The following is a 24,240-nucleotide window of genomic DNA, read 5'->3' on the forward strand; positions in this document are numbered from 1 at the left end:
AAACTACAGCAGCTCTGCCACGCTCTTCCAGTCGCGCTTCTGGGCGGCGGCTACAGCCTCATAGGTCAGCACGCCACCATAGGTGTTGACTCCCTCTGCGATTCCCTTGTCCTCACGGATGGCCTCACGGGCTCCGAGCTTCGCCAGCTTCATGACATAGGGGAAGGTGGCGTTGGTAAGGGCAAGCGTCGAGGTATTCGGAACCGCAGCAGGCATATTGGTCACGCAATAATGCACGACGCCATTTATCTCGAAGGAAGGATCGCTGTGCGTGGTCGGATGCGCCGTCTCGATGCAGCCTCCCTGGTCGATGGCCACGTCAACGATGACTGCGCCCTTCTTCATCTTTTCGACCATTGCTCGGGTTACGATCTTTGGAGCAGCCGCACCTGGAATGAGTACGCCGCCGATCAGCAGGTCAGCCTCACTCGCCGCGCGAGCGATATTGTAGCTATTCGACGCCACGGTAAAGACGCGCCCGTTGAAGATGTCGTCCAGCTCGCGCAGGCGGTTCAGGTTCAGGTCGATCAGGGTGACCCTGGCACCCATTCCGAGAGCGATCTTTGCAGCGTTGGTGCCCACAATGCCACCACCGATGATGCAGACCGATGCCGGAGGAACGCCCGGAACACCGCCCAGCAGCAAGCCGCGCCCGCCGTGTTCTTTCGTAAGGTATTCGGCGCCAACCTGGACGCTCAACCTGCCTGCGACCTCGCTCATGGGGGTCAGCAGCGGCAGTGCCCCGGCGCGGTCACGCACGGTCTCGTAGGCGATCCCTGTAACCTTCTTTTCAAGCAGAGCATCTGTCAGTTGTTTCAGTGGAGCGAGGTGCAGGTAGGTAAAGAGGACGAGTCCCTCGCGAAAGTGGCGATACTCGGTTTCAATGGGCTCTTTCACCTTGACCACCATGTCGGCCAACCGCCAGACATCATAGGCCGAGCCCACGATCTCAGCTCCGGCATCCTGATACTCGTCGTCGGGCATTGCCGAGAGAGCACCGGCGGTATGCTCGACCAGCACCTTATGGCCTGCCTCAACCAGAGCCTTTACACCCGCAGGAGTGATACCGACCCGGCTTTCGTGATCCTTTACTTCCTTCGGGACCCCAATGATCATCTTCTCGACACCCCAGAATTGATTGTATCTATTTCAGGCACTCAGCTATCCTGACCTTAGGTATGGGCCTCCCCAATCGCGAGACAGTCAGTTTTCCGCAGACCACCGCCTCTGTCCTGCTGGACCTCATCCGTGGTTTAGCAGCAATACTGGTTCTGCTCTCTCATTGGAAGATTCTTTACTTTGTCGATTATCCGAAGATTCCGTCCCACCGGATTTTTTTCGCTTTCCCCTATGTTCTGGCAGCTGCGGGGCATCAGGCCGTCCTCATCTTTTTCGTTCTGAGCGGATACCTGATCGGGGGCAGCATTTTTCGATCCGTCGATCGAGGCGCCTGGAGCTGGAAATCCTACCTGACCCACAGATTCGTCCGCCTCTGGGTCGTTTTGATTCCAGGACTGGTGCTGGGCGGCCTGCTGGATTGGACCGGCATGCATCTCCGGCTGACTCAGACTCTTTACAGCGTTCCGAGCCCTAAGACACACAGTCTCGATATCGCACACACCCTGGCGCCGCATATCTTTTGGGGAAATGTGGCGTTTCTACAAACCGTTCTGGTGCCGGTCTTTGGTTCGAATGGATCCCTGTGGAGCCTTGCAAACGAATTCTGGTATTACCTTCTATTTCCACTTCTTTGGCTGGCTCTTACACGCAATTCCAAAACCCCGGTTTCACTCGTTCGCCGGATCATTTATCTATGCCTATTCCTTGCGCTCGCATGGTTTTTACGATCGTCCCTGCTTAATCTCTTCCCGGTCTGGCTCGCCGGCACTCTGCTTGCGCGTATCCCTCCGCCCTCTTTCGGGCCGAAGATAAGGGCGACGTGCGCGCTGCTTTATTTCGTCCTGTTGATGCTGAGCACAAAAGTTCACGCACTGCCCGGCCTTGAACAGGATTATGTCCTCGGCATTGTCACCTTCTTTTTCTTCTGGAGCATCCTTTCCGCCCGTGAACGAGCTGCGGATTCACGATTCACTCACTTCTCCCGGAACATCTCACGATTTTCCTACACCCTTTACGTCGTTCATATGCCGGCATTGCTGTTTCTCACGGCTCTTTTTGCCGGATATAACCTGTGGAGTCCCACTGATCTTCGCCACCACGCAATGGCTCTTGTGATTCTGGCTGCAGTTCTCCTGTACGCGTGGATCATCGCAACGTTTACCGAGTTCCGGACAGATCGCGTGCGGCGCTGGGTGGAAAATCTGCTGGGAGCCGACCGCCCCCACCAGAAGTCCTCTTCTGTCGCGGTGCAATCCAAGGGCTGAGGACTCGGCCATGTCTGGAATCCGAACCGGCAATGGTCTACGTTGAGGATGAATTCCGTCTTCAACACACAACAGAATTCAACTGCTCTTTATCCTGATTAGAATGCGAGCACATGCCAACTCCCCAACGACACTTCGCCCCCATTGATTTCAAGTCGCGGTTCCCAGCTCTCGACGGAATCAGGGCATTGGCCATTGTTATGGTTTTTGCTTTCCATTACGGAGGCGGAACGCATGGCGGCACTTTTTTAAATCTGATCAACCAGATCAGGCTGCGAGGATGGACCGGCGTTGACCTCTTCTTTACGCTATCGGGCTTTCTGATCACCGGGATTCTGTACGACACACGAACGGACTCGCACTTCTTCAAGCGCTTTTTTGCCCGACGCAGCGTGCGAATCTTTCCGATCTTCTACCTCGTCCTGCTGATATTCGCGATCCTGACTCCGATCCTTCACTACCAGTGGAAGATTGGACATGCGCTGTTTCCTTTTTACCTGGGAAACCTCTCCCTGGCGGCAGACCCCTCGCTTGAGACGATCCAGTCGGCGACACATCCAGCCTGGTCAGCGCATCTGGTGCACTTCTGGACCCTGTGCGTTGAAGAGCAGTTCTACCTTATCTGGCCGCTGGTCGTGTGGCTGGTTCGCGACCGCATTCGGCTGATCCGGATCGCCGGCGGCCTTTCCGTTCTGGCGCTGTTGCTCCGTGTCGCCATGGTGGCAACGGTTCCCGTGTCCAAGCTGGACACATGGATGGCCCACCAGCTTCCGTTCCGGATGGATTCCCTGTTGCTGGGCGCCATCCTGGCGCTTGTTCTTCGCGGGCCCAACTCTGATACGTGGCAGCGGCAATGCAGATGGTGTTTCCTGTCGTCGATCCTGGCTTTCATAGGGCTTTCAATCGCTGCCCCCCAGGAAAACGCTCCCTGGCTAAACACCATTGGTTTCTCACTACTGGCGCTGATGTCGGCAGGGCTTATCGGAGCGACCCTGCGGCCTGGGTCCCCCGCTTTCCGCCTCTTCAACCTGAAACCCCTGAGGACACTGGGCAAGTATAGCTACGGCTTTTACGTCTATCATCTGCTCTGGGCCGGGGCTTGGGCAGCCCTCATCAGCGATCTGACCCATCGATTTCACTCCTCCGTCCTGGCGAACGCCATCTCCGATGTCCTTAACTTTGTCGTGACGTTCTTTGTGGCAAAGATCAGCTACGACTTCTTCGAAGTCCGCTTCCTGCGATTCAAGAAGAACTTCGAATACGATTCCGAGCTCCGGGAGCATAAAACAAACTTCGCAGAAGAGCTGAAGGCCTGATCCGTGGGATAGGCTGGACATGAGCCGGCAATGGCTCTCCCAAATCGGGCTTCAGTGACGTCTCAGGCACCCCACAGCGCTTGCATCTCGCCGTACAATAACCCTAACTATCGTCCATCAGAAGGCCCGCACCCCGAATGCCCTCGAATTCGTTCAACACCCGGTACTCCCGCATCCACAACATGCGGTCTCTTTTCAGCTTGTTTTCCAGTGACTTAGCGATTGATCTGGGGACCGCCAATACCCTCGTCTTTGCCCGCAGCAAGGGCATCATCGTCAACGAGCCCTCCATCATCGCCGTCAACAAGGTGACGAACGAGGTCGAGGCCGTCGGTAAAGAAGCCAAGGAGATGCTCGGCCGCACGCCGGGTAACATCGTTGCCATCAAGCCGATGAAGGACGGCGTCATCGCCGACTTCCGGCATACCGAGAAGATGCTGAACTACTTCATCCAGAAGGCGCATAACCGCAAGATGATGGTTCATCCCCGCATCGTCATCGGCGTTCCTTCCGAGATTACGCAGGTGGAAAAGCGCGCCGTCATGGATTCGGCCTACCGCGCCAAGGCATCGGAGGTGCACCTGGTCGAGCAGGCGATGGTCGCCGCCATCGGGGCCGGTCTGCCAATCACCGAGGCGGGCGGAAACATGGTGGTTGATATCGGCGGTGGAACGACTGACATTGCCGTCATCTCGCTGGCCGGCATCGTCTACTCGCGCTCCGTCCGCATGGCCGGCAACCAGATGGACGAGGCCGTCATCACCTACCTGAAGCGTAAGTACAACCTGCTGATCGGCGAGCGCACCGGCGAACAGATCAAGATGCAGCTTGGATCGGCCTTTCCGCTGGACAAGCCGCTCTCCATGGAGGTCAAGGGACGCAACCTGATCGAAGGCGTGCCAAAGACCATCACTATCGACGACTCTGAGATTCGCGAGGCGCTATCAGAGTGCATCTCGACGATCATCAATGCCATCCGCGTGGCCCTGGAGCGGACCCCGCCGGAGCTTTCGGCCGACATCTCCGACCGTGGCATCGTGCTGACCGGCGGCGGCGCCCTGATCAAGAATCTCGACAAACGCATCCGCGAAGAGACGGGGCTGCCAGTCTCGATCGCAGACGATCCTCTCGCCTCGGTCGTACTTGGGACAGGCAAGATGCTCTCCGACTTCAACCTTCTGCGGAAGATCTCGATCGATTAAGTCTGGTTCAACGGATTCATTCACGGAAAAGCCCGGCGGACCGCCGGGCTTTTTTCATTTCGTCCGGCCAGAAGGCGGAAGACGCCAGAGCTTACCCACCGAGGATGAAGTAGACGTCACGGCATTGGTGAAGCATCCTGAACTGCATCAGCCTCTTTGCCCGCCTCTTCACTCTCCGCCGCTATCCTGCTCAGGCTGACCTGTTCCACCTGCGCGAAGATCAACCCCGCCGGGATAATGCAGAGGAAGGTCACCACCAGCAACAACGCACCACATGCTGTCGCCGCCTCAATGGGAGCGCCGTAGAAGGTGTGCATCGCCGCCGCCGTTACGGCAATCTGCGTAAACCACCCTACGATAGGCAGCTGCAGCAGACTTCCTCCAATACTCGCAGCCATCAGCAGCATGGCCCGTGAAAAGGACAGGTTTGCCAGCTCCGGCGTCTGGACGAAGGCATGCGCCGTCTGCACATACGCTGAAGCGATCATGCCCCACATCAGCAGCGAGATCACCGTGACGACGATCAACTCCCGCCAGCTCTTCAGCGCATTCAGGCCCTCGCGGAATCCAATGATCTTGTCGGCGATGCTTTGCGCGGCGTTTTCGGAGAGCGGGTTCAGGACCGCTTTCGCAAACCCCGCTACGACGCCGCCAGCCACTCGCACCGCAATAGCGAACAGCGCGATAAACAGCGTAAATGCCAGGCTCCACAGCCCGGCGCGCATGAAGACCTGCTGATGGGGCATATTCTTCGGCATGAAGGCCAGTGCCGTCGAAAAGATCACCGCCGCCGCACCCAGGTCGAACATCCTCTCCAGCGTGTACACCGCGACCTGCGAGCTGAGCGGAAGCCCGATCTTGCGAGCCACAAGATACGGCCGCGTCAGGTCCGCCAGCCGTCCGAAGAGAGCTACCGCCGTAAACCCGATAAACTGCGGACCGATCAACGCGCTGGCCTTCACCTTTTTGGTAGGCTCTACCATTACGCTCCAGCGCACGGAACGAAGCCAGTACGTCGCGTAAATCAGCGCAATTCCCGCGACGGCGTGACCGCCCTGAATGTGCCGCAACTGTTCGCCGAAGTTTTTCCAGTCGAAATGGATCCGGTCGCGATAGACAAAGACAATCACCGCGAGCACAGCAATAAGAACCGCCCACAGGACTCCGCTTCGTCTCTTCATGGAAAAGTTTCCCTTCGCTTCTGCTAATCGTTATTGCTTCGTGCGTGCAACCTGCTCGTTCGAGCCCGAGCTTCGCTTTCGGCGGTTGAACTCGCGGATGACACGGGCCACATATGCTCGCGTCTCCGCATAAGGAGGAATCCCGTGGTATCGGTCCACCGCCGCCGGTCCGGCATTGTAGGCAGCCAGCGCCAGGGCAACATTATTGTGGTAGCGGGTCAGCAGCATATCCAGGTACGCTGTTCCGCCGTTGATGTTGTCCTTCGGCGCAAAGGCGTCTTCCACTCCCAGCTTCTGTGCCGTCGCAGGCATCAACTGCATCAGGCCCTGTGCGCCAACCCGGGAGACGGCTCGAACACGCCCACCGCTCTCGGCCTTGACCACGCTCGCCAGCAGATCGGAGTCGATATTATGCTGCCCTCCCGCGCTGGCCAGCATCGTGTGCATCTCTTCCCGCGTAAGCGTCGTGACTGCGGGGCTCTGTGCCGAGGAAGAGGCCGGGGATGGAGTTTCGAGAATCACCGGATTATCGGGAACCGGCTCGACCCGCACGACTGCATCGGCTGCAACATCCATGTAGTTCGCCGTGGTGGAGCTTGAATCCGGCGAGACAAGATAGAGCCGCACATGGTCCCCATGCGTCTCCTGCCGTGCGCAATCCAATTCAAAGCCGTTCCGCAGGGTTACATGCTCGGCGGCATGTGCCATCGGGCTTGGCAGCAGGGCCATCGCAGTCAAAACGCCCTGCCAGCCGAACGACCTGAATCGCAGTCTCACATCCAAAAGCCTATCATCCGGCCCCGGATCGATCCTTTACACCAAAGACGGATGTGGCTCCTCGGCCAGCGCTGCCTCCAGGGCAACCGCTACGCCATCTTCTGTATGGCGCCTGCCCATCACCCAGCCTCGCGCAGCTCCCACATCCTTCAGGTCTTCCGGGGCGTTGGCCATCAACACGGCCTGTCCCGCCATCTCCAGCATGGAGACGTCATTCCAGTTATCGCCGATCGCCAGAATCTCCACCGGGTCGATTCCGCGGCTCTCAGCCAGGCTCAGGACTGCTCCTCCCTTGCTGCAGCCTGCCGGCAGAAGATCCACAATGCTCAGATTCCGCTCCGGATACTCCGTCCTGTGCAGTGCGGCCTCCGGAGCAAGATCAGCTCCTGTGCCCTCCCGCCGCACCTCGCTCCTGCGCAATGGCGTCAGGCCCACTCCCAGAACCTTCGGGTCGCCCAGCAGCTTCGCCTCGGCCTCTCGCATCCGCTCGATCGTGCCACATAACATCATCTGGATCAGCCCCTCGCGTCCGAGGGCATGCTCCATCGGCACGACACGCTCAATATAAGGCTCATTGGCTGCCATCCACCGGCTGATGCTGCCGTTCAGCTCTTCCATCTCTTCAACCACCAGAGCCCCATGCACATCGTCGCCATCGGCCTGCACCCGGTCAAAGGTGACCAGCAGCGACCGCCGAAACTCGTCCATGTGGCCCACCAGCCACTTCGCTGTCTCCTCCTCCAGCAGGGTCCGCTTCACCAGCCGCGCTCCAAGCGTGCGCACGACCGCTCCGTTCGAACTGATGAGACCATTTTCCTCGCCCAGCCCCAGCCCCCGCAGCACCTTCATGGCGTAGCTGTGCCGCCGTCCGGTCGCAACGACGACCTCCACCCCGGCCTGTTCGGCAGACTTCAGGGCGGCAAGGTTCCTCGCGCTCACCTGCCCGTCCGGTCCCAGCAGCGTCCCGTCCATATCCACAGCAACCATGCGCAACCGGTGGCTTTTACCCATATCCCATTCTCTCACCGCGAGATCTTTCACTCCCGACAGACTAAAAAGCATCTATCGCGGGTGCCCCATCTTCGCCACGCCGTGGCTAAAGGTGGGTTTGCAGGATTCTCATCCTCCAATTCGCCCCTCTAGTAGCATCGAAGTCATGCCCCGCATCGCCTTCCTCGAGTGCTCCCGCTGCCAAAACCACGTCTCTGCCGAAGCCCCGCAGACCGTCTGCCCCGCCTGCACCGGCTCTCTCTACGTCCGGTACGACATGGACGAGCTGAAGCGCACCTCGCGACGGGACGACATTGCGATCAGAGCCGCTGCATCTCCAGCGAGCCTCGGCATGTGGCGCTACTCCGCTGTCCTTCCTGACGTCACTCCCGTCACCCTCGGCGAGGGCTGGACTCCCATGATCCACTCCCGCCGCTACCCCGGCCTCTCTATTAAGGAGGAAGGCGCCAACCCGACCGGCACCTTCAAGGCCCGGGGGCTCGGCATGGCCGTCACGATGGCGAAACACTACGGCCTTCAGCACCTTGCCGTTCCCTCCGCGGGAAACGCGGCCAGCGCCCTCGCCGCCTACGCCGCCGCCGCCCAGATGCAGGCCCACATCTTTATGCCGCAGGACGTTCCCTTCGCCAACTACCTGGAAGGCATCGTCTACGGCTCCGACGTCACCCTTGTCGACGGACTCATCTCCGACTGCGCCCACCTCGTCGGCGAAAAGATCAAGGCGCAGAAAGAAGCCAACACTCCCGCAGCAGAGACATGGTTCGACATCTCCACCCTCAAGGAGCCCTATCGCGTCGAAGGCAAAAAGACCATGGGGTACGAGCTCGTCGAGCAGCTCGGCTGGACCTACCCCGACGCCGTCTTCTACCCCACCGGCGGGGGCGTCGGCCTGATCGGCATGTGGAAGGCTTTCGAGGAGATGGAACAACTCGGATGGGTCAGCGGCAAACGCCCGAAGATGTATGCTCTCCAATCCTCTGGTTGCGACCCCATCGTCAAAGCCTTTGAAGAAGACAAGCCCACAAGCGAGTTCTTCCAGAACGCCGACACCTTCGCCGCAGGACTCCGCGTCCCCAAGCCCTACGGCGACTACATCATCCTCGACATCCTCCAGCAGTCCGGCGGCAAGGCCATCGCCAGCGACGACGCCACCATTCTCCAGAGCATCCTCGACTACGCACGCAACGAGGGCATCTTCCTCTCTCCCGAAGGCGCTGCCGCAACCGCGGCATACGACCAGCTCCTTGCATCCGGCGAACTCAAGCCTACCGACAAGGTCGTCCTCTTCAACACCGGCGCCGGCCTCAAGTACACCGACATGACCGCCGAGGCCATGCACCTGCGCAGGCCCGGAAGCCTGCCCACCAGCCTGCCCGTGGGAGGCATCATTACCCCACAGTAAAATTTTGGCTACTGACAGCCCTGCGACCGAGATGAGCCTTTTGCCCTCACAATTTCCTGTGCTTTCGTCCGATTTCTTCCTGCGATCTCCGGACATCGTCGCACGCGACATCCTTGGTAAGGTCCTGGTACATCGTCGCAGAGGCGAACGGCTCAGCGGTCGCATCGTCGAAGTCGAAGCCTATCTTGGACTCAACGATCCCGCCTCTCATGCCTTCCGGGGACGGACTTCTGCCAACGCAGTGTTGTTCGGCCCGCCGGGGATAGCGTATGTGTACTTCATCTACGGGATGCACTATTGCGTCAACGTCTCCTGCCTGCCTGAAAACGAGCCCGGCGGCGTTTTGATCCGCGCCCTCGTTCCTCTGGAAGGAATCAAAACCATGGCGCGGCTGCGCGGCCTGCCGGAGAACGCGAAAGCACAGCAACTCACCGGCGGCCCCGGAAAGCTATGCGAAGCAATAGGCATCACGCGTGCCACTCACAACGGCATTGACGTTACGAAGGCGGAGTCTTCTCTCCACATCGAGGATGACGGCGTGGGTCTGGGGAAGATTGAGATCACGCCTCGCATCGGCATCACGAAGGCCATCGAGCATCCTCTCCGCTTTGTCCTGAAGGACTGGAAATAGAGCCATCGCGTGGCGAGTGCTGTGCGAAGACGCTATCATCCTGCCGCAGGAACATTTGTCGATTCCGGAGCGTAGAACTCCCATATGCGTCCACTCGCCATCCTTCTTCTCTGCCTCGCGCCTCTCGCCGCTCATGCCCAGACCGATCCCGTGCCGCGCATGCAGCAGATCGTCGCCAATTACACCAACGACAAATCCTTCATGGGCTCGGTCCTCGTCGTCAAAGACGGCCATACCCTCATCGACCAGGGCTACGGCTCCGCGGATCTGGAGTGGAACATTCCCAACTCTCCCGCCACCAAGTTCCGCCTCGGCTCCATCACCAAGCAGTTCACCGCCGCAAGCATCCTCCTCCTTCAGGAGCGCGGCAAGCTGAGCATCGACGACCCCGTCAGCAAGTACATGCCCGACGCTCCCGCCGCCTGGTCGAAGATCACCATCTACAACGTCCTCACCCACACCTCTGGCATCCCCTCCTTCACCGGCTTTCCCGACTACCGCACCACCGAGTGGAAGGACACCACTCCCGCCGAACTTGTCGCGCGCTTCCGCGACAAGCCCCTCGACTTCGAACCTGGCACAAAGTTCAATTACTCCAACTCCGGCTACGTCCTCCTCGGCTACCTGATCGAAAAAGTCTCTGGCCAGGCCTACGCCGACTTCCTCCAGCAGAACATCTTCACTCCACTCGGCATGCAAGACACCGGCATCGATTCCAACGCCGCCATCCTGCCGCAGCGCGCACAAGGCTACCGCCGCTCGCCCCGCGGCATCGAGCACGACGGATACATCAGCATGACCATCCCATTCTCCGCCGGCGCCCTCTACTCCACCACCGGCGACCTCCTCAAGTGGGAGCAGGGTCTCTTCGGCGGCAAAGTCCTCAAACCCGAATCGCTCGCGAAGATGACGACGTCCTTCAAAGATGGTTATGGATGCGGACTCTTCATCCGCGATATCGACGGCCATAAACTCATCACTCATGGCGGCGGCATCGAAGGCTTCAATACCTCGCTCAACTACTACCCCAACGACAAACTCATTGTGATCGTCCTCGGGAACCTGACAGGCGGCGCGCCCGATATGATCGCCACCAACCTTGGCAAGGCTGCCCTCGGCCAGCAGGTCATCCTTCCCTCCGAGCGCAAGGCCATCGACGTTTCTCCCGCGATCCTCGCCGAATACGCCGGCACCTACCGGATGACCGACGCCCCCATCGACAACGTCATCGCCATCAAGGACGGCCACCTCACCACCAAACTTGCGAGCCAGCCCGCCCTCGATCTCTTCGCAGAATCGGAGACAAAGTTCTTCCTCAAGGTAGTCGACGCTCAGATTGAGTTCTTCCGCGATCCAGCCACGCACGCCATCAACCGCCTCATCCTCTATCAGAACGGCATGCAGCACGAAGGCAGGAAACAGTAGCGTGTCGTAGTGCCTGGTGAAACCATCTCGGGTGATCACTTTGCTGCAGCCTAGGAGGGTCACCTTCTGCCGAATCCACCTTCCTGAACCGCTATAATGGAACCAGACAAAAAAGCCCCGGAGTCCCGGGGCTTTTTCTGTCTCCGGACTTCCGGTCATCGCAGTCTTCCATGCCATCCGGCCAACAGACGTGCGCACAAAATCGATTACTGAAATCTCATCATTGGAATAATTTGCATAAAGCAGGGAGGGATGGAGAGTCATGACAGTTCGCCAGCAGATTCGCCACATGCTCGTCCTCGCCCTCCCGCTCATCGCCGCCGAGCTCGGCTGGATGTCGATGGGAATCGTCGACACCATCATGGTCGGACATATGGACAACGCGGCGGTCAACATCGCCTCCGCCTCCCTCGGCCAGGTTCTCTACAACACGCTCGCCTTCGGGATCGCCGGTGTCCTGCTCTCGCTCGATACGTTCCTATCGCAGTCGCACGGCGCCGGACGTTACGACGAAGCCAACCGCTGGCTTTATCACGGCCTCATCCTCGCGGCGATTCTTGCCGGATCTCTCTTCGGAATCGTCGAGCTGGCACCCCTCGTCATGCGCCGGATGCCCATCAACCCACACGTCATGGACGGAGCCATCCACTTCCTCCGCGCACTCAACTGGGGAACGCCGACGCTCTTTCTCTACTTCACCCTGCGCCGCTACCTGCAGGCCTTCAACCACGTTCGCCCCATCGCCTTTGCCCTTGTTACCGCCAACCTGTGCAACGTTCTCGTCAACTGGCTCCTGATCTACGGCCATCAATGGGGCCCAATCCGGATTCCCGCTCTCGGCATCGTCGGCTCGGGTCTGGCGACCTCGCTCTCGCGCACCTATCTCGCCCTCTTCCTGCTCGCCGCCATCTGGCACGTGGAGCACAAACACAACTACGGCCTGCGCTCCATGCTGCGGCACGTCGAATCCAGTCGTCTCAAACGCCTCACCCTGCTCGGCGCACCCGCCGGAGGCCAGATCTTCGTCGAGATCGCCATCTTCGGTACCGTAACCTTCCTGATCGGGACCATGGGCCCGCTTCCGCTTGCCGGTCACGAGATCGCCCTCAACTGTGCCAGCTTCACCTTCATGATCCCGTTCGCCATCTCCGCCGCCGCCGCGGTGCGGGTCGGTCAGGCGCTCGGCCGCAAAGCCCCGCGCGAAGCCGCCGCCGCCGGATGGACCGCCATTCTACTGGGTGCAGCCTGCATGGCCACCTGCTCCATCCTTCTCAGCGTCTTCGCGCACTCCATCGCCCGAGCCTTCACACCCGACCGCGCCGTGATCGCCGCAACCGTTCCTCTTCTGTTCGTTGCTGCCGCCTTTCAATTCTTCGACGGTCTTCAGATCACTGCCACAGGGGCGCTTCGCGGCGCGGGCAATACACATGCCGGCCTGATCGTCCAGATCGTCGGCTACTGGATCATCGGTCTTCCTATCGGAAGCTGGCTGGGCTTTCATCTTCATCACGGCGCTCTCGGACTTTGGATCGGCCTCTGCGCCGGCCTCATCGTAGCGGGAATCTCCCTCACCACCGTATGGAGCAGGACCACACGCTCGCTCTCGCAGAAGAGCCTCGTGCCCTAAGAGGCATCAACCTATGTCTGAAATCCGATCGCGATCGCCGCAAAGATGCATGATGGCGAATCGCGTCGGTGATAGCAGCTGGTTCAGATATGCAATTCTTGCAACCCCATGAACAGTGTCATCCTGAGCGAAGCCTTCTCACGGTCTTATTGTGAGAAGCGAAGTCGAAGGACGACACTTTTGGTAGCGTTGGAAGCCAACAAAGCAGGTTAATTATTTAAAGCCCGTATGCGAATCCGCCTTAATAATCCTGTTCGATCAGAGTCTTCGCGGTTCGTTCCAGCACACCCGTCTGTCGTTCCAGCCTCCGCAACTGGTGTTCCGCCGGTGTATCCTTCCCCGCCGGAGCAGCTTCTGAATCGCCGAGGCCGGGTTCTGCAGACAAGGAAGGCGTTCTTCGCTCGGCGCTGGCGGTCATCAGCTCCGCGACTCTCTCCATGCGGCGAATGACGAGCGAGGCGCGACCGCGAAGCTCCTCGTCATCGCATCCCAACGCCGCCAATGTCGTCACAGCGCGGGTCATGCGGCGCAGGTAGGTGACGAACGTGAGCGCTGGTTCCCATTTGGGAATCTGGTTGGACAGAGAAACCTGCGGCTCGAGCATGATACGGTCCAACGCTTCTTCCGCATCGTTGATGGCCAACCCACAGGCACGCCGCGACGGCGCAAGCAGCCTGCGATCAGCGTCGACACGGGCCGCATCGTGGTGCGTGCTATCGGTCGTGCGCCAGAATGTAAGCATCGCGCGAACATACTCCGCATCGGCTTGCGCTCCACGTGCCAGCAGGCGGGTCATCTCGACCTGCTCTCGCTCGGGCCATAGAAGCCGCATCGCCAGCACTGCAACGGCGGCGCCCAGGACCGTGTTTCCAATGCGGACTCCGGCGAAGTGCCAATCACGCAGATGCGGCAGGCTCAGCAGAACGAAGGTTGGCGTCAGGAAGAACGCGTACCAGCCGTAATCGATGGCATAGGTCGCAAGCGTGAAGATGCTTGTGATTGTCACCACAACGATGATGCCTTCCTGGCTGTGGATCGCGGCCGCCAGGATCGCAGCCAGCACTCCGCCTGCGATCGTGCCACCCACGCGTTGCGCACCGCGGCGAAGCGTTCCCGAGCTTGTCGGCTGCAGCACGATGATGGAGGTCATCGCCAGCCATCCTCCGTGGCTGACATGGACCATCTTCATCAGCAGCACATCGGCCGCGCCAACAACCAGCATGCGCAGAGCGTGCCGCATCATGATGGAGCGCGTCGTCCAGTTGGCCCGCGCTGCATCCAGCATCGATTGCCAGCCGGTGCCGGACGGTGGCCGTACTTGCCTGGCCAGTAGCGAGCTACGGATCTCTGCACCTGAACTTGTGGTGCGACTCGAAGGTTCAATACCGCTCCACAGCGCTTGAATGGCCTCGAATGCAACCTCGATGTTCAACAGGATGTCTCGCTCCTCCTGAACGAGATGCCGTATGAGCGGATCGGACGGTACCATTGCGGCCTCGAGCGTTTTGATGGCCGCCTCGCGCTTGCGGAGATGCTGGATGGAGTGCGAGCCTTCAAGAGCGAAGGAGGCAGCGCCATCCGCGGGCCGGCTTTCGAGAGCGACCGCAATGGTCTTCTCCGCTCCTTCCATCCACTCCAGAGCCTCTTCGATAGCGGCCTGGTCGTGAGGATCGGAGCTCGACTCCAGTAGCTCCGTCCAGCGGATCGTCCCCGCAAAGAGCAGGTCAGCCGTCTCCAGCAAAACCGTCAGTGAGCGGGCACGCTGGGTTCGCGCCGTAATCCTCGCGCCGGTGGCTCCTATCGCTGTACGCGCCGACTCGATGCTCAGTCGCATCTGCCGTTGCAGCTCGTGCATGCGGTGCCGCTCCGCCTGGCGGTCGCGACTGTCCGGTTGCGTAGCATGCACCTGCGAGGTGAACTCCGCCAACATGCCGTAGCACCTGGAGACGCCCAGCCGCGCCGGACGAAAAGGGTCAAGCGGCCAGAGCACGAGGCTGAATCCCGCAGCCCACAGTCCTCCAAGCACGTAGGAGAGCGCATTGCCGAGCGCGCCATAAAGCGTATGACTCTCCCCGCCGTAGCCCGCGAAGTAAAGCACAAGGATAACCACCGAAGTGGAGGCAAGCTGGTTCGCCAGTACGCGACCGAAGGTCACGGCAAAGCAGAAGCCAGCCGTAACCAGCACGGACAGCCAGAAGGGCGTGGTGGACAGGGAAGCGATGACGCAGGCCATGGCTCCGCCCACAAGAACCGTCAGCATGGTCGTCAGGCGGCTGCGATAGGGGCCTCCGTTATCGACCAGGATGGCTTCGAAGCCGCCCAGTGCCGCCCAGCCCATGGGTTTGCCCAGCGCGCGACACACCGCCATCGCTGTCAGAACAGCGATTCCGGCGCGAAGGCCACGCTCCCAGTGCAGGCGCCTCAGCGCCGAAGACCATCGAAGATACCAACGCATCTGGAGAGAGTTTAGCCTTGAACCTTCGTTCTCAGCCTGCGGGTTGAACTTCCAGAACGTGTGCCTTCGAGCGCGTCGTCAGGATGATGGCCGCCGCCAGGATCATGCATCCGCCGGTCCACGCCGATGGACCAAGATGCTCGCCGAGTACGAAGACCCCCAGCAGGCTTCCCATCAGCGGCTCCATATTGAGCAGAACCCCGGCCTGCGATGCCGGAACCTGCGTCATGCCCCAGTTCCATAGCAGTGTTGTCGTGGCTGTGCACAGGACGCCGCTTCCCGCCAGCGCCAGCCATGCTTTCATGGAGACGTGCGCGACTGGCGGCAAACCGTAGCGCAGTGGAACCCACGCAGCTAACATCGTAGTGCCGAGCAACAATCCATATGCCGTCACAACGACGGGCGAGTGGCGTTCCACCAGGCGCTTGTTCAGCAGAATCCACCCCAGTGCGATGGCGAGCGAGAGAACGACCAGCAGGTCTCCTTTGAGAGATGGCTGCCCCGCACCTGTCGCGTGATGTCCGAGGGCGATGAGAGCAGCGCCTGTGGTTGAGCACATCAAAGCGATCCAGCCGATGCCATCGAGCCGCTCATGCGCAAACAGGGTTGCACCCACGGCGAGGATGACGGGCATGGTGCCGACCATCAGAGCAGCGTGCGAAACCGTCGTCAGCGAGAGACCGTAGAACTGGATGAGAAACTGAACCGGAACTCCGAGAAATGCGGCCAACGCCAGCGTCGCCCACTCCGACCTGTTCAATCCCGGACGGTGCGTCACCAGGAGCGGCAGCAGGATGACCATCGCGAAGAGAAAGCGATAGAGCACCATGTGGGCGAAGGACATCTCAGCCAGCGCAATCTTGCCGAAGAAGAATCCGCAGCCCCAGAAGGAGCTGGCAAGCGCACAGGCGAGAAAACCGACGGCGCGATGCTTCGAGGTGGCGGACATATCTCCAATGTCGCACAAAAAGAGAAGAGCGCCGCCGAAGCAGCGCTCCCTCTGCTGTTAGTTGATGTCGGCTACCAGACCCGGCAGCTGTTGGCCGGGACCATCGGGGCTCCCTTTTTGCAGCTGAAGGCCGCTGCAAAGCCGGGCTGGTTAACGATCGCTCCGTTGGCGCGGAAGTGATCCGGCGAGTGGGGATCGGTCAGGACCTGCTGGCGGATGACCTCGGGCCGCGAGTTTTCGCACCAATTCTGCGCGTAGGCGATGTAGAAGCGCTGTGGCGCGGTGTATCCGTTGACCTTTGCGTTCAGATCCACCTTGTCGTTCTTGGCGCGCTCGAGATACGCAAGGTACGACAGCAGCAGACCGCCGTTATCCGCAGTATTTTCGCCCAGGGTGAGCTTGCCGTTGACCTTGACGTCATCGACTGCGGTAAACGATCCATACTGGTCGACCAGGCAGTCTGTGCGCGACTCAAACTTCTTCGCATCCTCCGGGGTCCACCAGTCGGACATGTTGCCTTTGGCGTCGAACTTGCGTCCTTCGTCGTCGAAGGCATGTGTCAGTTCGTGGCCGATGACTGCACCGATGTGGCCATAGTTGACGGCATCATCCTGACTCCGGTCGTAGAAAGCAGGCTGCAAAATGCCTGCCGGGAAGTTGATGTCATTCATGCTGGGGTCGTAGTAGGCGTTGACGGTCGGCGGCGTCATACTCCACTCGTTGTGATCGACTGGCTGTCCAATTTTGTTCAGTTGACGGTCGTTCTCAAAAGCGGTCCCGCGAAACTTGTTCCAGAGCGCCTCGTCCGGCTTGACCTCGAGCTTCGAGTAGTCGCGCCATTTGTCCGGGTATCCGATCTTGTTGGCGATTCCGTGCAGCTTTTCTTTCGCTTTCACCTTGGTCTCGGGAGACATCCAGTCGAGCTGGTCGATGTCGTGTCCCATGGCGTTCTCGATGTCGTGCACCATCTCGAGCATCTTGGCCTTGCTGTCGCCGGCGAAGTACTGCTGGACGTACACCTGCCCCAGCGCCTCACCCAGCGCACCATTCACTGCATTGGAGCAGCGCTTCCAGCGGGCGCTCTGCTCCGGCTGGCCCGTCAGGATGCGTCCATAAAAGTCGAAGTTCTCATCATCGAAGCGCTTCGGCAGGCGATTGGCTGCGCCAGTCAGCAGGTGATACGTCATGTAAGCCTTCAGAGTGTCGAGATCGGCGCTCCGGAGGCTGGACATCATAGCTGTGACGAACTCCGGGTTTGCGTTGTTGATCTCGGTGATTGCAGGAGAATGGATGGCTGTACGGAACTCTTCAAAGCCGTCCGGATCGACGGTCTCGGTAAAGGTGGCGAGCGTCTGCAGGTGATAGACCTTCTCCGGATCGCGACGGTCGGTGACCGGCATCGATGCTTTCGCCAGGGCCGTCTCGAACGCCATGATTGCGTCGGCATCTTTTTTGGCTTTTTCAGCAGGAGTGCCGGCGAGCGTCAGCATCTTCGCCACATGTTCAACATACTGTTTGCGGATGGTCTCGTCCTTGGCCCCGGTGCGGAAGTAATAGTCGCGTTCCGGTAGGCCGATACCGCCCTGGTCGATGAAGGCGATCTGCTTGCTGGCGTCCTTGAAGTCCTGCTGCTCGCCGTACCCGAAGAAGACGTCGATTCCATAGCGCTGTAGCTCGCCGATGAGCGGCGCAATCTCATTGAGCGACTGGAGATTGTTGATCTTATCGAGCAGAGGCTGGAGAGGTCCCAGGCCTTTGGCCTCGATGACGTCGGCATCCATACAGCTCTTGTAGTAGTCGCCAATCTTCTGTTCGTTGGGGCTGCGGACGGAACCTCCCGCGGCTGCCTTGGTCAAGATGCCATTCAACGACTGGGTGTTGACGTTGTAGAGAGCATAGAACTGGTCGACCTCGGGCTGGTCGGAGGGAATGGGGTGATTGGCGGCGAATCGTCCGCAGGCAAACTTATAGAAGTCGTTACAGGGGTCCACGCTGGTATCGAGCGAAGACGCATCGAACCCGGGAATAGGTTTGTAAACCATGGCAGGAGCGACCGCCTTATCGGCTGCCGCATTCGTTTGAGCGCTGGCCGCGGTCGCAATCAGGAGCGTTGCGGCAGCTCCCCATAAAAGGCTCTTTGTCCTCAGCTGCAGCCTTATCTCATTCATCATGGTGCGTTTCCCTCAATGTCTCTCTCGATCTCTGCCGTTGACCCGATTTGGAATATGTCCTGTTTACCACACCAACAGACACACCCAGGCATCGGCTGCTTCCCATTGGCGGGCAAGCGTCGTCTGTGAAACAGTAGTACCGAATCATCCCTTCGGGGATACGCGTCGCCTGTCATGCCGGTTCCCAGCATCATCTTCGCGAGTCTCCGTCTCCGCAAGCCGTCGTATGGCTTCCTGCTCGCACTTGTGCTGGGTTTTGTGACGAACGCCGCTCAGGCGAAGGGACCGGACCCGGCGGAGCGCATTCCTCTGGATCCGCTCGGCTTTCAGGCTCCGCAGACGCAGTTTATGCTCGCCGGCAGCTCCATGATGACGGTTGACTTCGTGGACCCCAGCCATTTGCTGCTGACTTACAACGCCAAGCGGCTTTTGAAGCGTCTGGCGGACTGTCCTCCCGGCGACCAGGATCGGTTTGTAGAGGCTGTCCTGCTGGAGCTTCCCTCAGGCAAGGCTTTGGCTCGAACTTTGTGGCGCACGCATGACCACGGCCAGTACCTCTGGAACCTGGGGCGGGGACGTTTTATGCTGCGTATCCGCAACACCCTTACCACGTTTGCCCCGATGGTGAATCTGCCCCACGGCAATGCCTTCAACCAGCGCGCCTTTATCCGGACCGACCGCCGCATTGGGGGAATCCTGCTGTCACCCGACGCCGACCTGATGATCCTTGAGACCATGGACACCCGAGACCCGGAGGTGCTGGGTGACCAGCCTGACAAGGACGATAAGCCCGTCCAGATCAACTTCTTTCGCCTGATCAGCCTTGCCGGAGACGACATGGACGTGCGTCCCGCAGGCGTGCTTCGCTCACGCGCTGCCGGACGTATCCCGGCCAACGCGGCCGGATTCATTGCCATTCTGGACGGGGGACGCCAGCGCTGGAGCTTCAATTTCAAGAGCTATGGGGGACAGACGAAAGAGCTTGCCGGGTTCGATTCAACCTGCCGTCCTTCTCCCATCCTGGTCAGCCGAAGTGAATTTATCGCATTCGGATGCCACGCCAGCCATACGCCGCAGGTCATTGGCGCCTTCAACCTGAGGGGGGAGGAGATGTGGGAGCAGAACATGTCGGAGAGCTATGTCTCTCCGAGCTTCGCTTACGCTCCCGGAAGCGGACGCTTTGCCATCAGCCGCGTGCTGACGCGCGCCTCCATGGTTGAAGACGAGACGGTCAGCGCGGAGATGTTCGACTCCCAGGCGGTGACGGTCTACCAGACCGACAGCGGCCGGCAGCTGCTGCGCGTCGACGCCGCCCCCATCGCTCGGGCAGGACAGAACTTCGATCTGTCCCCGGATGGCATGCATCTGGCGATCATTCGCGATGGCTCCCTGGAGGTCTACAATCTCCCGGCACTGACTCCGGACGAACGCAAAGCCGTGCAGATGGCGGAGGCTTCGGCCCCGCAGATCGACGGCGATCCTGCCATGTTGTTGTCTTCAAGCGGCTCGGGCCCGGCGAACGCAGGCAGTTCGGCGGGTTCTTCCCCTCCGACTCCTGAGCTTCCGCATGCTGCGGATGCGGCATCCTCGAATAGCGGCCCCGCACAGCCTCCCCCAGCCGCGCCTCCAGCAGACGCTGCCCAGCCGAATGCTACTGGTTCTACTGCTGCGACAGCTTCGCAACCATCCGGGGGAGCGGCATCGGAGACAGCGGCCCCGCCGACGAGACTGGGCGATGTTCAGGAGCAGCATAGGCGGCCACCCACGCTGTATGCCCCCGGCGAAAGTCACGGCAACGATCCCGCCCACCGCGACGACCCACGATGAAAAAGCAATGAAAATGAAAAGAGGCCCGTCTTAAGACGGGCCTCTTTCGCAGGAGAAACTGTTCCGCTGGATTTAGGCGGCCTTAGGGGCAACGACGGCCTTCACACGGGCGTTCAGGCGGGCCTTGTAGCGGTTGGCGGTGTTCTTGTGGATGATGCCTTTCTGCACGCTCTTGTCGAGGGCGGAGACGGTGGAGCTGTATGCTGCCTTGAGGGTGCTGGCATCGCCCTTGGCGATCGCCTCGCGCAGGCTGCGCAGGCTTCCACGCAGCTTGCTCTTGTTGGCGCGGTTGATCGCGGTCTTGGTCTCTGTCTGACGGGTGCGCTTCAGCGACGAAACATGATTTGCCATTCTGAACTCTCTCTTGCCCTGAACGTGTCGGGAAAATTTTGGGGTAGCAGGCCTCAGGCTGGCCAGAAACACAGCCTGAACCATCCCCTGCAATCTCTAAGTGTAGAGAATTTCAGATCTTTGGTCAATCCATAACCGCTCATGACGGCCGCGTCCCCGGATCCTGTGTGGAAACCCACAAGGGCTGACTGAGAGGCTATTTTCCCGATCGCCGAAAGTACCCTTTTAGATTCAGCCATCTGCAAACCTCCCTTGACTGCTTAAGGAGACGGGGCTAGTCTGTGCCCATCTTCGGCACACGATTGGCAACTATCGCCAACCCGGTCACAATGCCTGAATCAAGCAGTCCTTCTGTGTATTCAGGCCATCCCGCAACCTCAGCCACCCCCTGTGTATCCAATCCAATAGACAACCTTGTTGTTCCTGACGGAGGTCAGCCCCAGTCTTGATTAAACACGCCATCGAGATTACCCCAGGTATCGAAACACTCTACGGAACCCATGACGAAAACCTTCGCCTGTTGGAAGACGGGCTGCACGTGACAATCGACCTCAGGTCCGATGCGATTCACGTAACCGGCGATGCGGACAGCGTTGCCCGGGTGGAGCGCGTCTTTGCGGACTTCGAGTCTCTGCGGAAATCAGGAGTGAATCTGCACAACGGGGAGCTGCGGGGAATGCTCAAGATGATCGTGGCCGACCCTTCCGCGACCCTTAAATCTTTGATGGAAGCTGGCAAGCAGCGTTCGGCAGGGGTCAAACGAATGGTCCAGCCGCGTTCGATCAACCAGCGCCGCTATGTCGAAGCGATCGAGCAGCACGATATGGTCTTTGGCCTTGGACCCGCCGGTACGGGAAAGACCTATCTTGCGGTCGCAATGGCAGTGTCCGCCCTGCTGGCCAAGAAAGTCAGCCGGATCATCCTGGTTCGTCCTGCGGTCGAGGCTGGAGAGCGCCTCGGCTTTCTTCCCGGGTCGCTCCAGGAGAAGGTGGATCCGTATCTGCGTCCGCTTTATGACGCTCTGTACGATCTGCTGGATCCCCCCAAGGTCGACAAGATGCTTGAGACCAACGTCATTGAAGTCGCTCCGCTCGCCTTTATGCGTGGCCGAACTCTCAACGATGCCTTCGTGATCATGGACGAGGCCCAGAACACGACGACGGAGCAGATGAAGATGTTTGTCACCCGCCTGGGCAACAACTCCAAGGCGGTGATTACGGGCGACCTGAGTCAGACCGATCTGCCGAATCCGAAACGCTCTGGGCTTCTGGAGGCGCTGCACGTGCTCGATGGGGTCGAAGGAATCCGTTTCTGTCACTTTGAGGACGTCGACGTCGTGCGGCATCATCTGGTGCAGAGAATCGTGCGGGCCTACGACAGTTACAACCGCGCGCAGCAGGAGCTTCCTCTCTCCATGGGAGATGCCGTGCTGCAGGAGTCATCGATGCCGGGAGAGAAGAATCAGCCCCATCCTGCGAAACCGCAGTAATGGCAGTGAGATACTATCGTCATCAGGGAGAGCGCCGCGGTGAGCGCTCCTTCCTGATGACGTTTTACGTTGTGCACATCCCCCGTACGATGATCAACATCGAGCCCCCCAGTACACGTTCCACTACGATCGCCAGGTCGAAACCCGCTCTCACGCGATTTCTTCATCGCGCACAGGAGGCTGTCGGACTCGCAGGGGAAGTGGATGTGCTTCTTACCTCAGATGAGGAGATTCGGCGCCTCAACCGTACCTTCCGCAAAAAGAACAAGGCGACGGACGTTCTCAGCTTTCCGGCACCCGAGGAGCTGGCAGGCCAGCATTCCGGCGATCTCGCTATCTCCATCGACACCGCGGCGCGGCAGGCCGAGAGCTTTGGGCACTCCCTGAACGATGAGGTCAAGATTCTTCTGCTGCATGGTCTTCTCCATCTCGCTGGGATGGATCACGAGGTCGATTCGGGCGAGATGGCGGCCAGGGAGTCCGAGCTGCGCGCCGAGCTGAAGCTTCCCATAAGCCTCATCGAGCGAGCGTCTGTCCCGCGTCCGCGATCAAAATCAGCCTCATCACCCCGGAGCCGGTCCCGATGAACTGGCTCAGCCTGTTCCATAGCACGACAATTGCACTGCTGCTGATCGTGCTGGTACTCGCTTCGTACATCGACCGGGTGTACTCGGAGATGGGCAAGTTTCTTGCCCGCGAATACCAAGACAATGTGGATACCTGGCAGGAGATGATCGAGCCGCGGCTCCGTCTAGGGCGGGAGTCGATTGCGCTGTCTGCCTCGGTCCTGCGGCAGTTGTCCCTGGCAGGAATCTCGCTCTTCTGGGGTCTGGATCTCTGCCGGTTTACGAGCGGCCAGCCTGAGATTCCAAGCGGGGGTGCCGTCGCCCGCGCCGTGGCTGAGTTGATCCTTCTGGTCCTTGTCTGCGACCGTCTCATCCCGCAGGTCTTCTTCACCCGCACGCGAGGCCAGTGGATTCGCCGGATCATCTTTTTTCTGCAGGTGGTCTTTTATCTCATCCTGCCGGTGACCATCGTGCTTCAACTTCTGCTCTCCATCGCGGCCCTTGCGGAGCCGGAGGACACGGAGGAAGAGGAACGGCCGTCAGAAGCCATGGAAGCACTCCTCGAGGCCGGTGAAGAGGAGGGCATTCTCGAAGAATCGGACCGCGATCTTGTGCGCTCTGCGGTCGAGTTTGGCGACAAGGTGGTGCGCGAGGTCATGACGCCCCGGCCGGAGATCTTCGCGGTTCCAGGCACCCTGACCCTCCGGGAGTTCACCGCCGAGATCAACGAGCATGCCTTCTCACGCGTTCCCGTCTACTCCGACTCGCTCGATCATGTCACCGGAATCGCGTTTGCCCACGACCTGCTGAAGGTGCTGGACATCGAGGCAGGAATCCGCACCGTAGCCCAGATCCAGCGACCCGTCGCCTTCGTGCCTGAGACCAAGATGGTCGCCGAGCTGCTACGCGAGATGCAGCGCGAGAAACAGCACATGCGCATGGTGATTGATGAGTACGGTGGGGTCGCCGGTCTGGTTACGATCGAAGATTTGCTGGAAGCCATCGTCGGCGATATCGCCGATGAGCACGATGAGCCGGAGCCCGACGAGGCGCCTGTGCACGAGCCTGATGGGTCTTTCATCATTCCGGGGAGCTTTGAAGTCTCGCGTCTGAGAGATCTCTTCTCCGAACAACTGGAGCAGACTATTGGCCGGCCGGCGGAGGATGGGGAGACTCCGGAGGAGACGACCGGGGCGCAGGAAGAAGAGAGAGAGCTTCCCATGGTCTTCGATCAGTACGAGTCGACCACTCTGGGCGGCCTGGTTTCCGAGATGGCAGGCCACATTCCTGCCGCCGGTGAGGTAGTGCAGCGGGACGGGTTGCGGATTGAGGTGCTCTCTTCCACCGACCGCAGGATTGGAAGAGTGCGCGTGAGCCTGGCGCATTAGCGCGTATCTGTCTATGCCTGACTATGTTTTAAAAATCCGACATGACTGCCTCATTCCTATCGACTTGCACATCCGTAAGCCCGACAGA

General features: G+C 59.8%; 19 protein-coding genes. 11 read left to right on the forward strand and 8 right to left on the reverse strand.

All coding sequences use genetic code 11. The annotated features are described in order from the left end of the window. Positions 1-3: 3 nt before the first annotated feature. A complete protein-coding gene (gene ald / locus GWR55_RS10520; protein WP_162402226.1) occupies positions 4-1,116 on the reverse strand; it encodes an alanine dehydrogenase in 1,113 nt (370 codons plus the stop codon). A 62-nt stretch (positions 1,117-1,178) separates the two neighbouring features. On the opposite strand from ald, the gene GWR55_RS10525 reads away from it, so the two are divergent. The 3 genes from GWR55_RS10525 (at position 1,179) to GWR55_RS10535 (ending at position 4,902) form a co-directional block, all read left to right on the forward strand. Further along, entirely contained in the window at positions 1,179-2,384 is a 1,206-nt protein-coding gene (locus tag GWR55_RS10525; RefSeq protein ID WP_162402227.1) for an acyltransferase, read from the forward strand. 113 nt (positions 2,385-2,497) lie between these two features. Further along, positions 2,498-3,700 carry an acyltransferase gene (locus tag GWR55_RS10530; protein ID WP_162402228.1) on the forward strand — a complete coding sequence of 401 codons (1,203 nt, stop codon included), beginning with the start codon at positions 2,498-2,500 and terminating at the stop codon, positions 3,698-3,700. A 137-nt stretch (positions 3,701-3,837) separates the two neighbouring features. Further along, positions 3,838-4,902 carry a rod shape-determining protein gene (locus GWR55_RS10535; protein ID WP_162402229.1) on the forward strand — a complete coding sequence of 355 codons (1,065 nt, stop codon included), beginning with the start codon at positions 3,838-3,840 and terminating at the stop codon, positions 4,900-4,902. A gap of 116 nt (positions 4,903-5,018) precedes the next feature. Here GWR55_RS10535 and GWR55_RS10540 read toward each other — a convergent pair whose 3' ends face one another. Genes GWR55_RS10540 through GWR55_RS10550 form a run of 3 tightly spaced genes read right to left on the reverse strand, consistent with a single transcriptional unit; the run spans position 5,019 to position 7,871 of the window. Then, positions 5,019-6,083 (reverse strand): lysylphosphatidylglycerol synthase transmembrane domain-containing protein, encoded by a 1,065-nt coding sequence (locus tag GWR55_RS10540; protein WP_162402230.1) that lies wholly within the window; start codon positions 6,081-6,083, stop codon positions 5,019-5,021. Between the two features lie 30 nt (positions 6,084-6,113). Then, the gene (locus GWR55_RS10545; protein ID WP_162402231.1) at positions 6,114-6,860 is read right to left on the reverse strand and encodes a lytic transglycosylase domain-containing protein; all 747 of its coding nucleotides are present in this window, start codon (positions 6,858-6,860) and stop codon (positions 6,114-6,116) included. 36 nt (positions 6,861-6,896) lie between these two features. Then, positions 6,897-7,871 (reverse strand): HAD-IIB family hydrolase, encoded by a 975-nt coding sequence (locus GWR55_RS10550; RefSeq protein WP_162402232.1) that lies wholly within the window; start codon positions 7,869-7,871, stop codon positions 6,897-6,899. A gap of 145 nt (positions 7,872-8,016) precedes the next feature. Here GWR55_RS10550 and GWR55_RS10555 point away from each other — a divergent pair, with 145 nt between their 5' ends. From GWR55_RS10555 to GWR55_RS10570, 4 genes are all read left to right on the forward strand, one after another. Then, on the forward strand, positions 8,017-9,273 hold the full coding sequence (locus GWR55_RS10555; RefSeq protein WP_162402233.1) for a threonine synthase: 1,257 nt from the start codon (positions 8,017-8,019) through the stop codon (positions 9,271-9,273). 4 nt (positions 9,274-9,277) lie between these two features. Next, positions 9,278-9,904 (forward strand): DNA-3-methyladenine glycosylase, encoded by a 627-nt coding sequence (locus GWR55_RS10560; protein ID WP_238398338.1) that lies wholly within the window; start codon positions 9,278-9,280, stop codon positions 9,902-9,904. A gap of 84 nt (positions 9,905-9,988) precedes the next feature. Beyond that, entirely contained in the window at positions 9,989-11,329 is a 1,341-nt protein-coding gene (locus GWR55_RS10565; protein ID WP_162402234.1) for a serine hydrolase, read from the forward strand. 262 nt (positions 11,330-11,591) lie between these two features. Then, the gene (locus tag GWR55_RS10570; protein ID WP_162402235.1) at positions 11,592-12,956 is read left to right on the forward strand and encodes an MATE family efflux transporter; all 1,365 of its coding nucleotides are present in this window, start codon (positions 11,592-11,594) and stop codon (positions 12,954-12,956) included. Between the two features lie 241 nt (positions 12,957-13,197). Here GWR55_RS10570 and GWR55_RS10575 read toward each other — a convergent pair whose 3' ends face one another. From GWR55_RS10575 to GWR55_RS10585, 3 genes are all read right to left on the reverse strand, one after another. Continuing rightward, positions 13,198-15,411, reverse strand: a complete 2,214-nt coding sequence (locus tag GWR55_RS10575; RefSeq protein ID WP_162402236.1) for an FUSC family protein — start codon at positions 15,409-15,411, stop codon at positions 13,198-13,200. Positions 15,412-15,442: 31 nt separating this feature from the next. Continuing rightward, positions 15,443-16,360 carry a DMT family transporter gene (locus tag GWR55_RS10580; RefSeq protein ID WP_162402237.1) on the reverse strand — a complete coding sequence of 306 codons (918 nt, stop codon included), beginning with the start codon at positions 16,358-16,360 and terminating at the stop codon, positions 15,443-15,445. Positions 16,361-16,431: 71 nt separating this feature from the next. After that, positions 16,432-18,531, reverse strand: coding sequence for a M13 family metallopeptidase (locus GWR55_RS10585; RefSeq protein ID WP_238398339.1), 2,100 nt, complete (start codon positions 18,529-18,531; stop codon positions 16,432-16,434). A 174-nt stretch (positions 18,532-18,705) separates the two neighbouring features. On the opposite strand from GWR55_RS10585, the gene GWR55_RS10590 reads away from it, so the two are divergent. Further along, positions 18,706-20,358, forward strand: coding sequence for a hypothetical protein (locus tag GWR55_RS10590; protein ID WP_162402238.1), 1,653 nt, complete (start codon positions 18,706-18,708; stop codon positions 20,356-20,358). Positions 20,359-20,430: 72 nt separating this feature from the next. On the opposite strand, the gene rpsT is transcribed toward GWR55_RS10590, so the two are convergent. Continuing rightward, positions 20,431-20,709: a 30S ribosomal protein S20 gene (gene rpsT, locus GWR55_RS10595; protein WP_162402239.1), complete on the reverse strand. Its 279-nt coding sequence runs from the start codon at positions 20,707-20,709 to the stop codon at positions 20,431-20,433. A gap of 445 nt (positions 20,710-21,154) precedes the next feature. Here rpsT and GWR55_RS10600 point away from each other — a divergent pair, with 445 nt between their 5' ends. From GWR55_RS10600 to GWR55_RS10610, 3 genes are read left to right on the forward strand one after another with little or no spacing between them, the layout of a single operon-like run. Beyond that, positions 21,155-22,198 (forward strand): PhoH family protein, encoded by a 1,044-nt coding sequence (locus GWR55_RS10600; protein WP_162402240.1) that lies wholly within the window; start codon positions 21,155-21,157, stop codon positions 22,196-22,198. Beyond that, positions 22,198-22,785, forward strand: coding sequence for an rRNA maturation RNase YbeY (gene ybeY, locus GWR55_RS10605; RefSeq protein WP_370521128.1), 588 nt, complete (start codon positions 22,198-22,200; stop codon positions 22,783-22,785). The genes GWR55_RS10600 and ybeY overlap by 1 nt, the downstream gene beginning before the upstream one ends. Continuing rightward, entirely contained in the window at positions 22,782-24,152 is a 1,371-nt protein-coding gene (locus GWR55_RS10610) for a hemolysin family protein (protein WP_162402241.1), read from the forward strand. The genes ybeY and GWR55_RS10610 overlap by 4 nt, the downstream gene beginning before the upstream one ends. The last annotated feature ends 88 nt before the right edge of the window (positions 24,153-24,240 follow it).

Source organism: Edaphobacter sp. 12200R-103 (assembly GCF_010093025.1).
In the GTDB taxonomy this organism is placed as follows: Bacteria; Acidobacteriota; Terriglobia; order Terriglobales; family Acidobacteriaceae; genus Edaphobacter.

Bases quoted from the DNA above. Each gene is read 5' to 3' on its own strand.
- ald (WP_162402226.1), bottom strand. From the start codon at position 1,116: ATGATCATTGGGGTCCCGAAGGAAGTAAAGGATCACGAAAGCCGGGTC.
- GWR55_RS10525 (WP_162402227.1), top strand. From the start codon at position 1,179: ATGGGCCTCCCCAATCGCGAGACAGTCAGTTTTCCGCAGACCACCGCC.
- GWR55_RS10590 (WP_162402238.1), top strand. From the start codon at position 18,706: ATGCCGGTTCCCAGCATCATCTTCGCGAGTCTCCGTCTCCGCAAGCCG.
- GWR55_RS10530 (WP_162402228.1), top strand. From the start codon at position 2,498: ATGCCAACTCCCCAACGACACTTCGCCCCCATTGATTTCAAGTCGCGG.
- GWR55_RS10585 (WP_238398339.1), bottom strand. From the start codon at position 18,531: ATGATGAATGAGATAAGGCTGCAGCTGAGGACAAAGAGCCTTTTATGG.
- GWR55_RS10570 (WP_162402235.1), top strand. From the start codon at position 11,592: ATGACAGTTCGCCAGCAGATTCGCCACATGCTCGTCCTCGCCCTCCCG.
- GWR55_RS10540 (WP_162402230.1), bottom strand. From the start codon at position 6,083: ATGAAGAGACGAAGCGGAGTCCTGTGGGCGGTTCTTATTGCTGTGCTC.
- GWR55_RS10610 (WP_162402241.1), top strand. From the start codon at position 22,782: ATGAACTGGCTCAGCCTGTTCCATAGCACGACAATTGCACTGCTGCTG.
- GWR55_RS10535 (WP_162402229.1), top strand. From the start codon at position 3,838: ATGCCCTCGAATTCGTTCAACACCCGGTACTCCCGCATCCACAACATG.
- GWR55_RS10565 (WP_162402234.1), top strand. From the start codon at position 9,989: ATGCGTCCACTCGCCATCCTTCTTCTCTGCCTCGCGCCTCTCGCCGCT.
- GWR55_RS10555 (WP_162402233.1), top strand. From the start codon at position 8,017: ATGCCCCGCATCGCCTTCCTCGAGTGCTCCCGCTGCCAAAACCACGTC.
- GWR55_RS10550 (WP_162402232.1), bottom strand. From the start codon at position 7,871: ATGGGTAAAAGCCACCGGTTGCGCATGGTTGCTGTGGATATGGACGGG.
- rpsT (WP_162402239.1), bottom strand. From the start codon at position 20,709: ATGGCAAATCATGTTTCGTCGCTGAAGCGCACCCGTCAGACAGAGACC.
- ybeY (WP_370521128.1), top strand. From the start codon at position 22,198: ATGGCAGTGAGATACTATCGTCATCAGGGAGAGCGCCGCGGTGAGCGC.
- GWR55_RS10580 (WP_162402237.1), bottom strand. From the start codon at position 16,360: ATGTCCGCCACCTCGAAGCATCGCGCCGTCGGTTTTCTCGCCTGTGCG.
- GWR55_RS10575 (WP_162402236.1), bottom strand. From the start codon at position 15,411: ATGCGTTGGTATCTTCGATGGTCTTCGGCGCTGAGGCGCCTGCACTGG.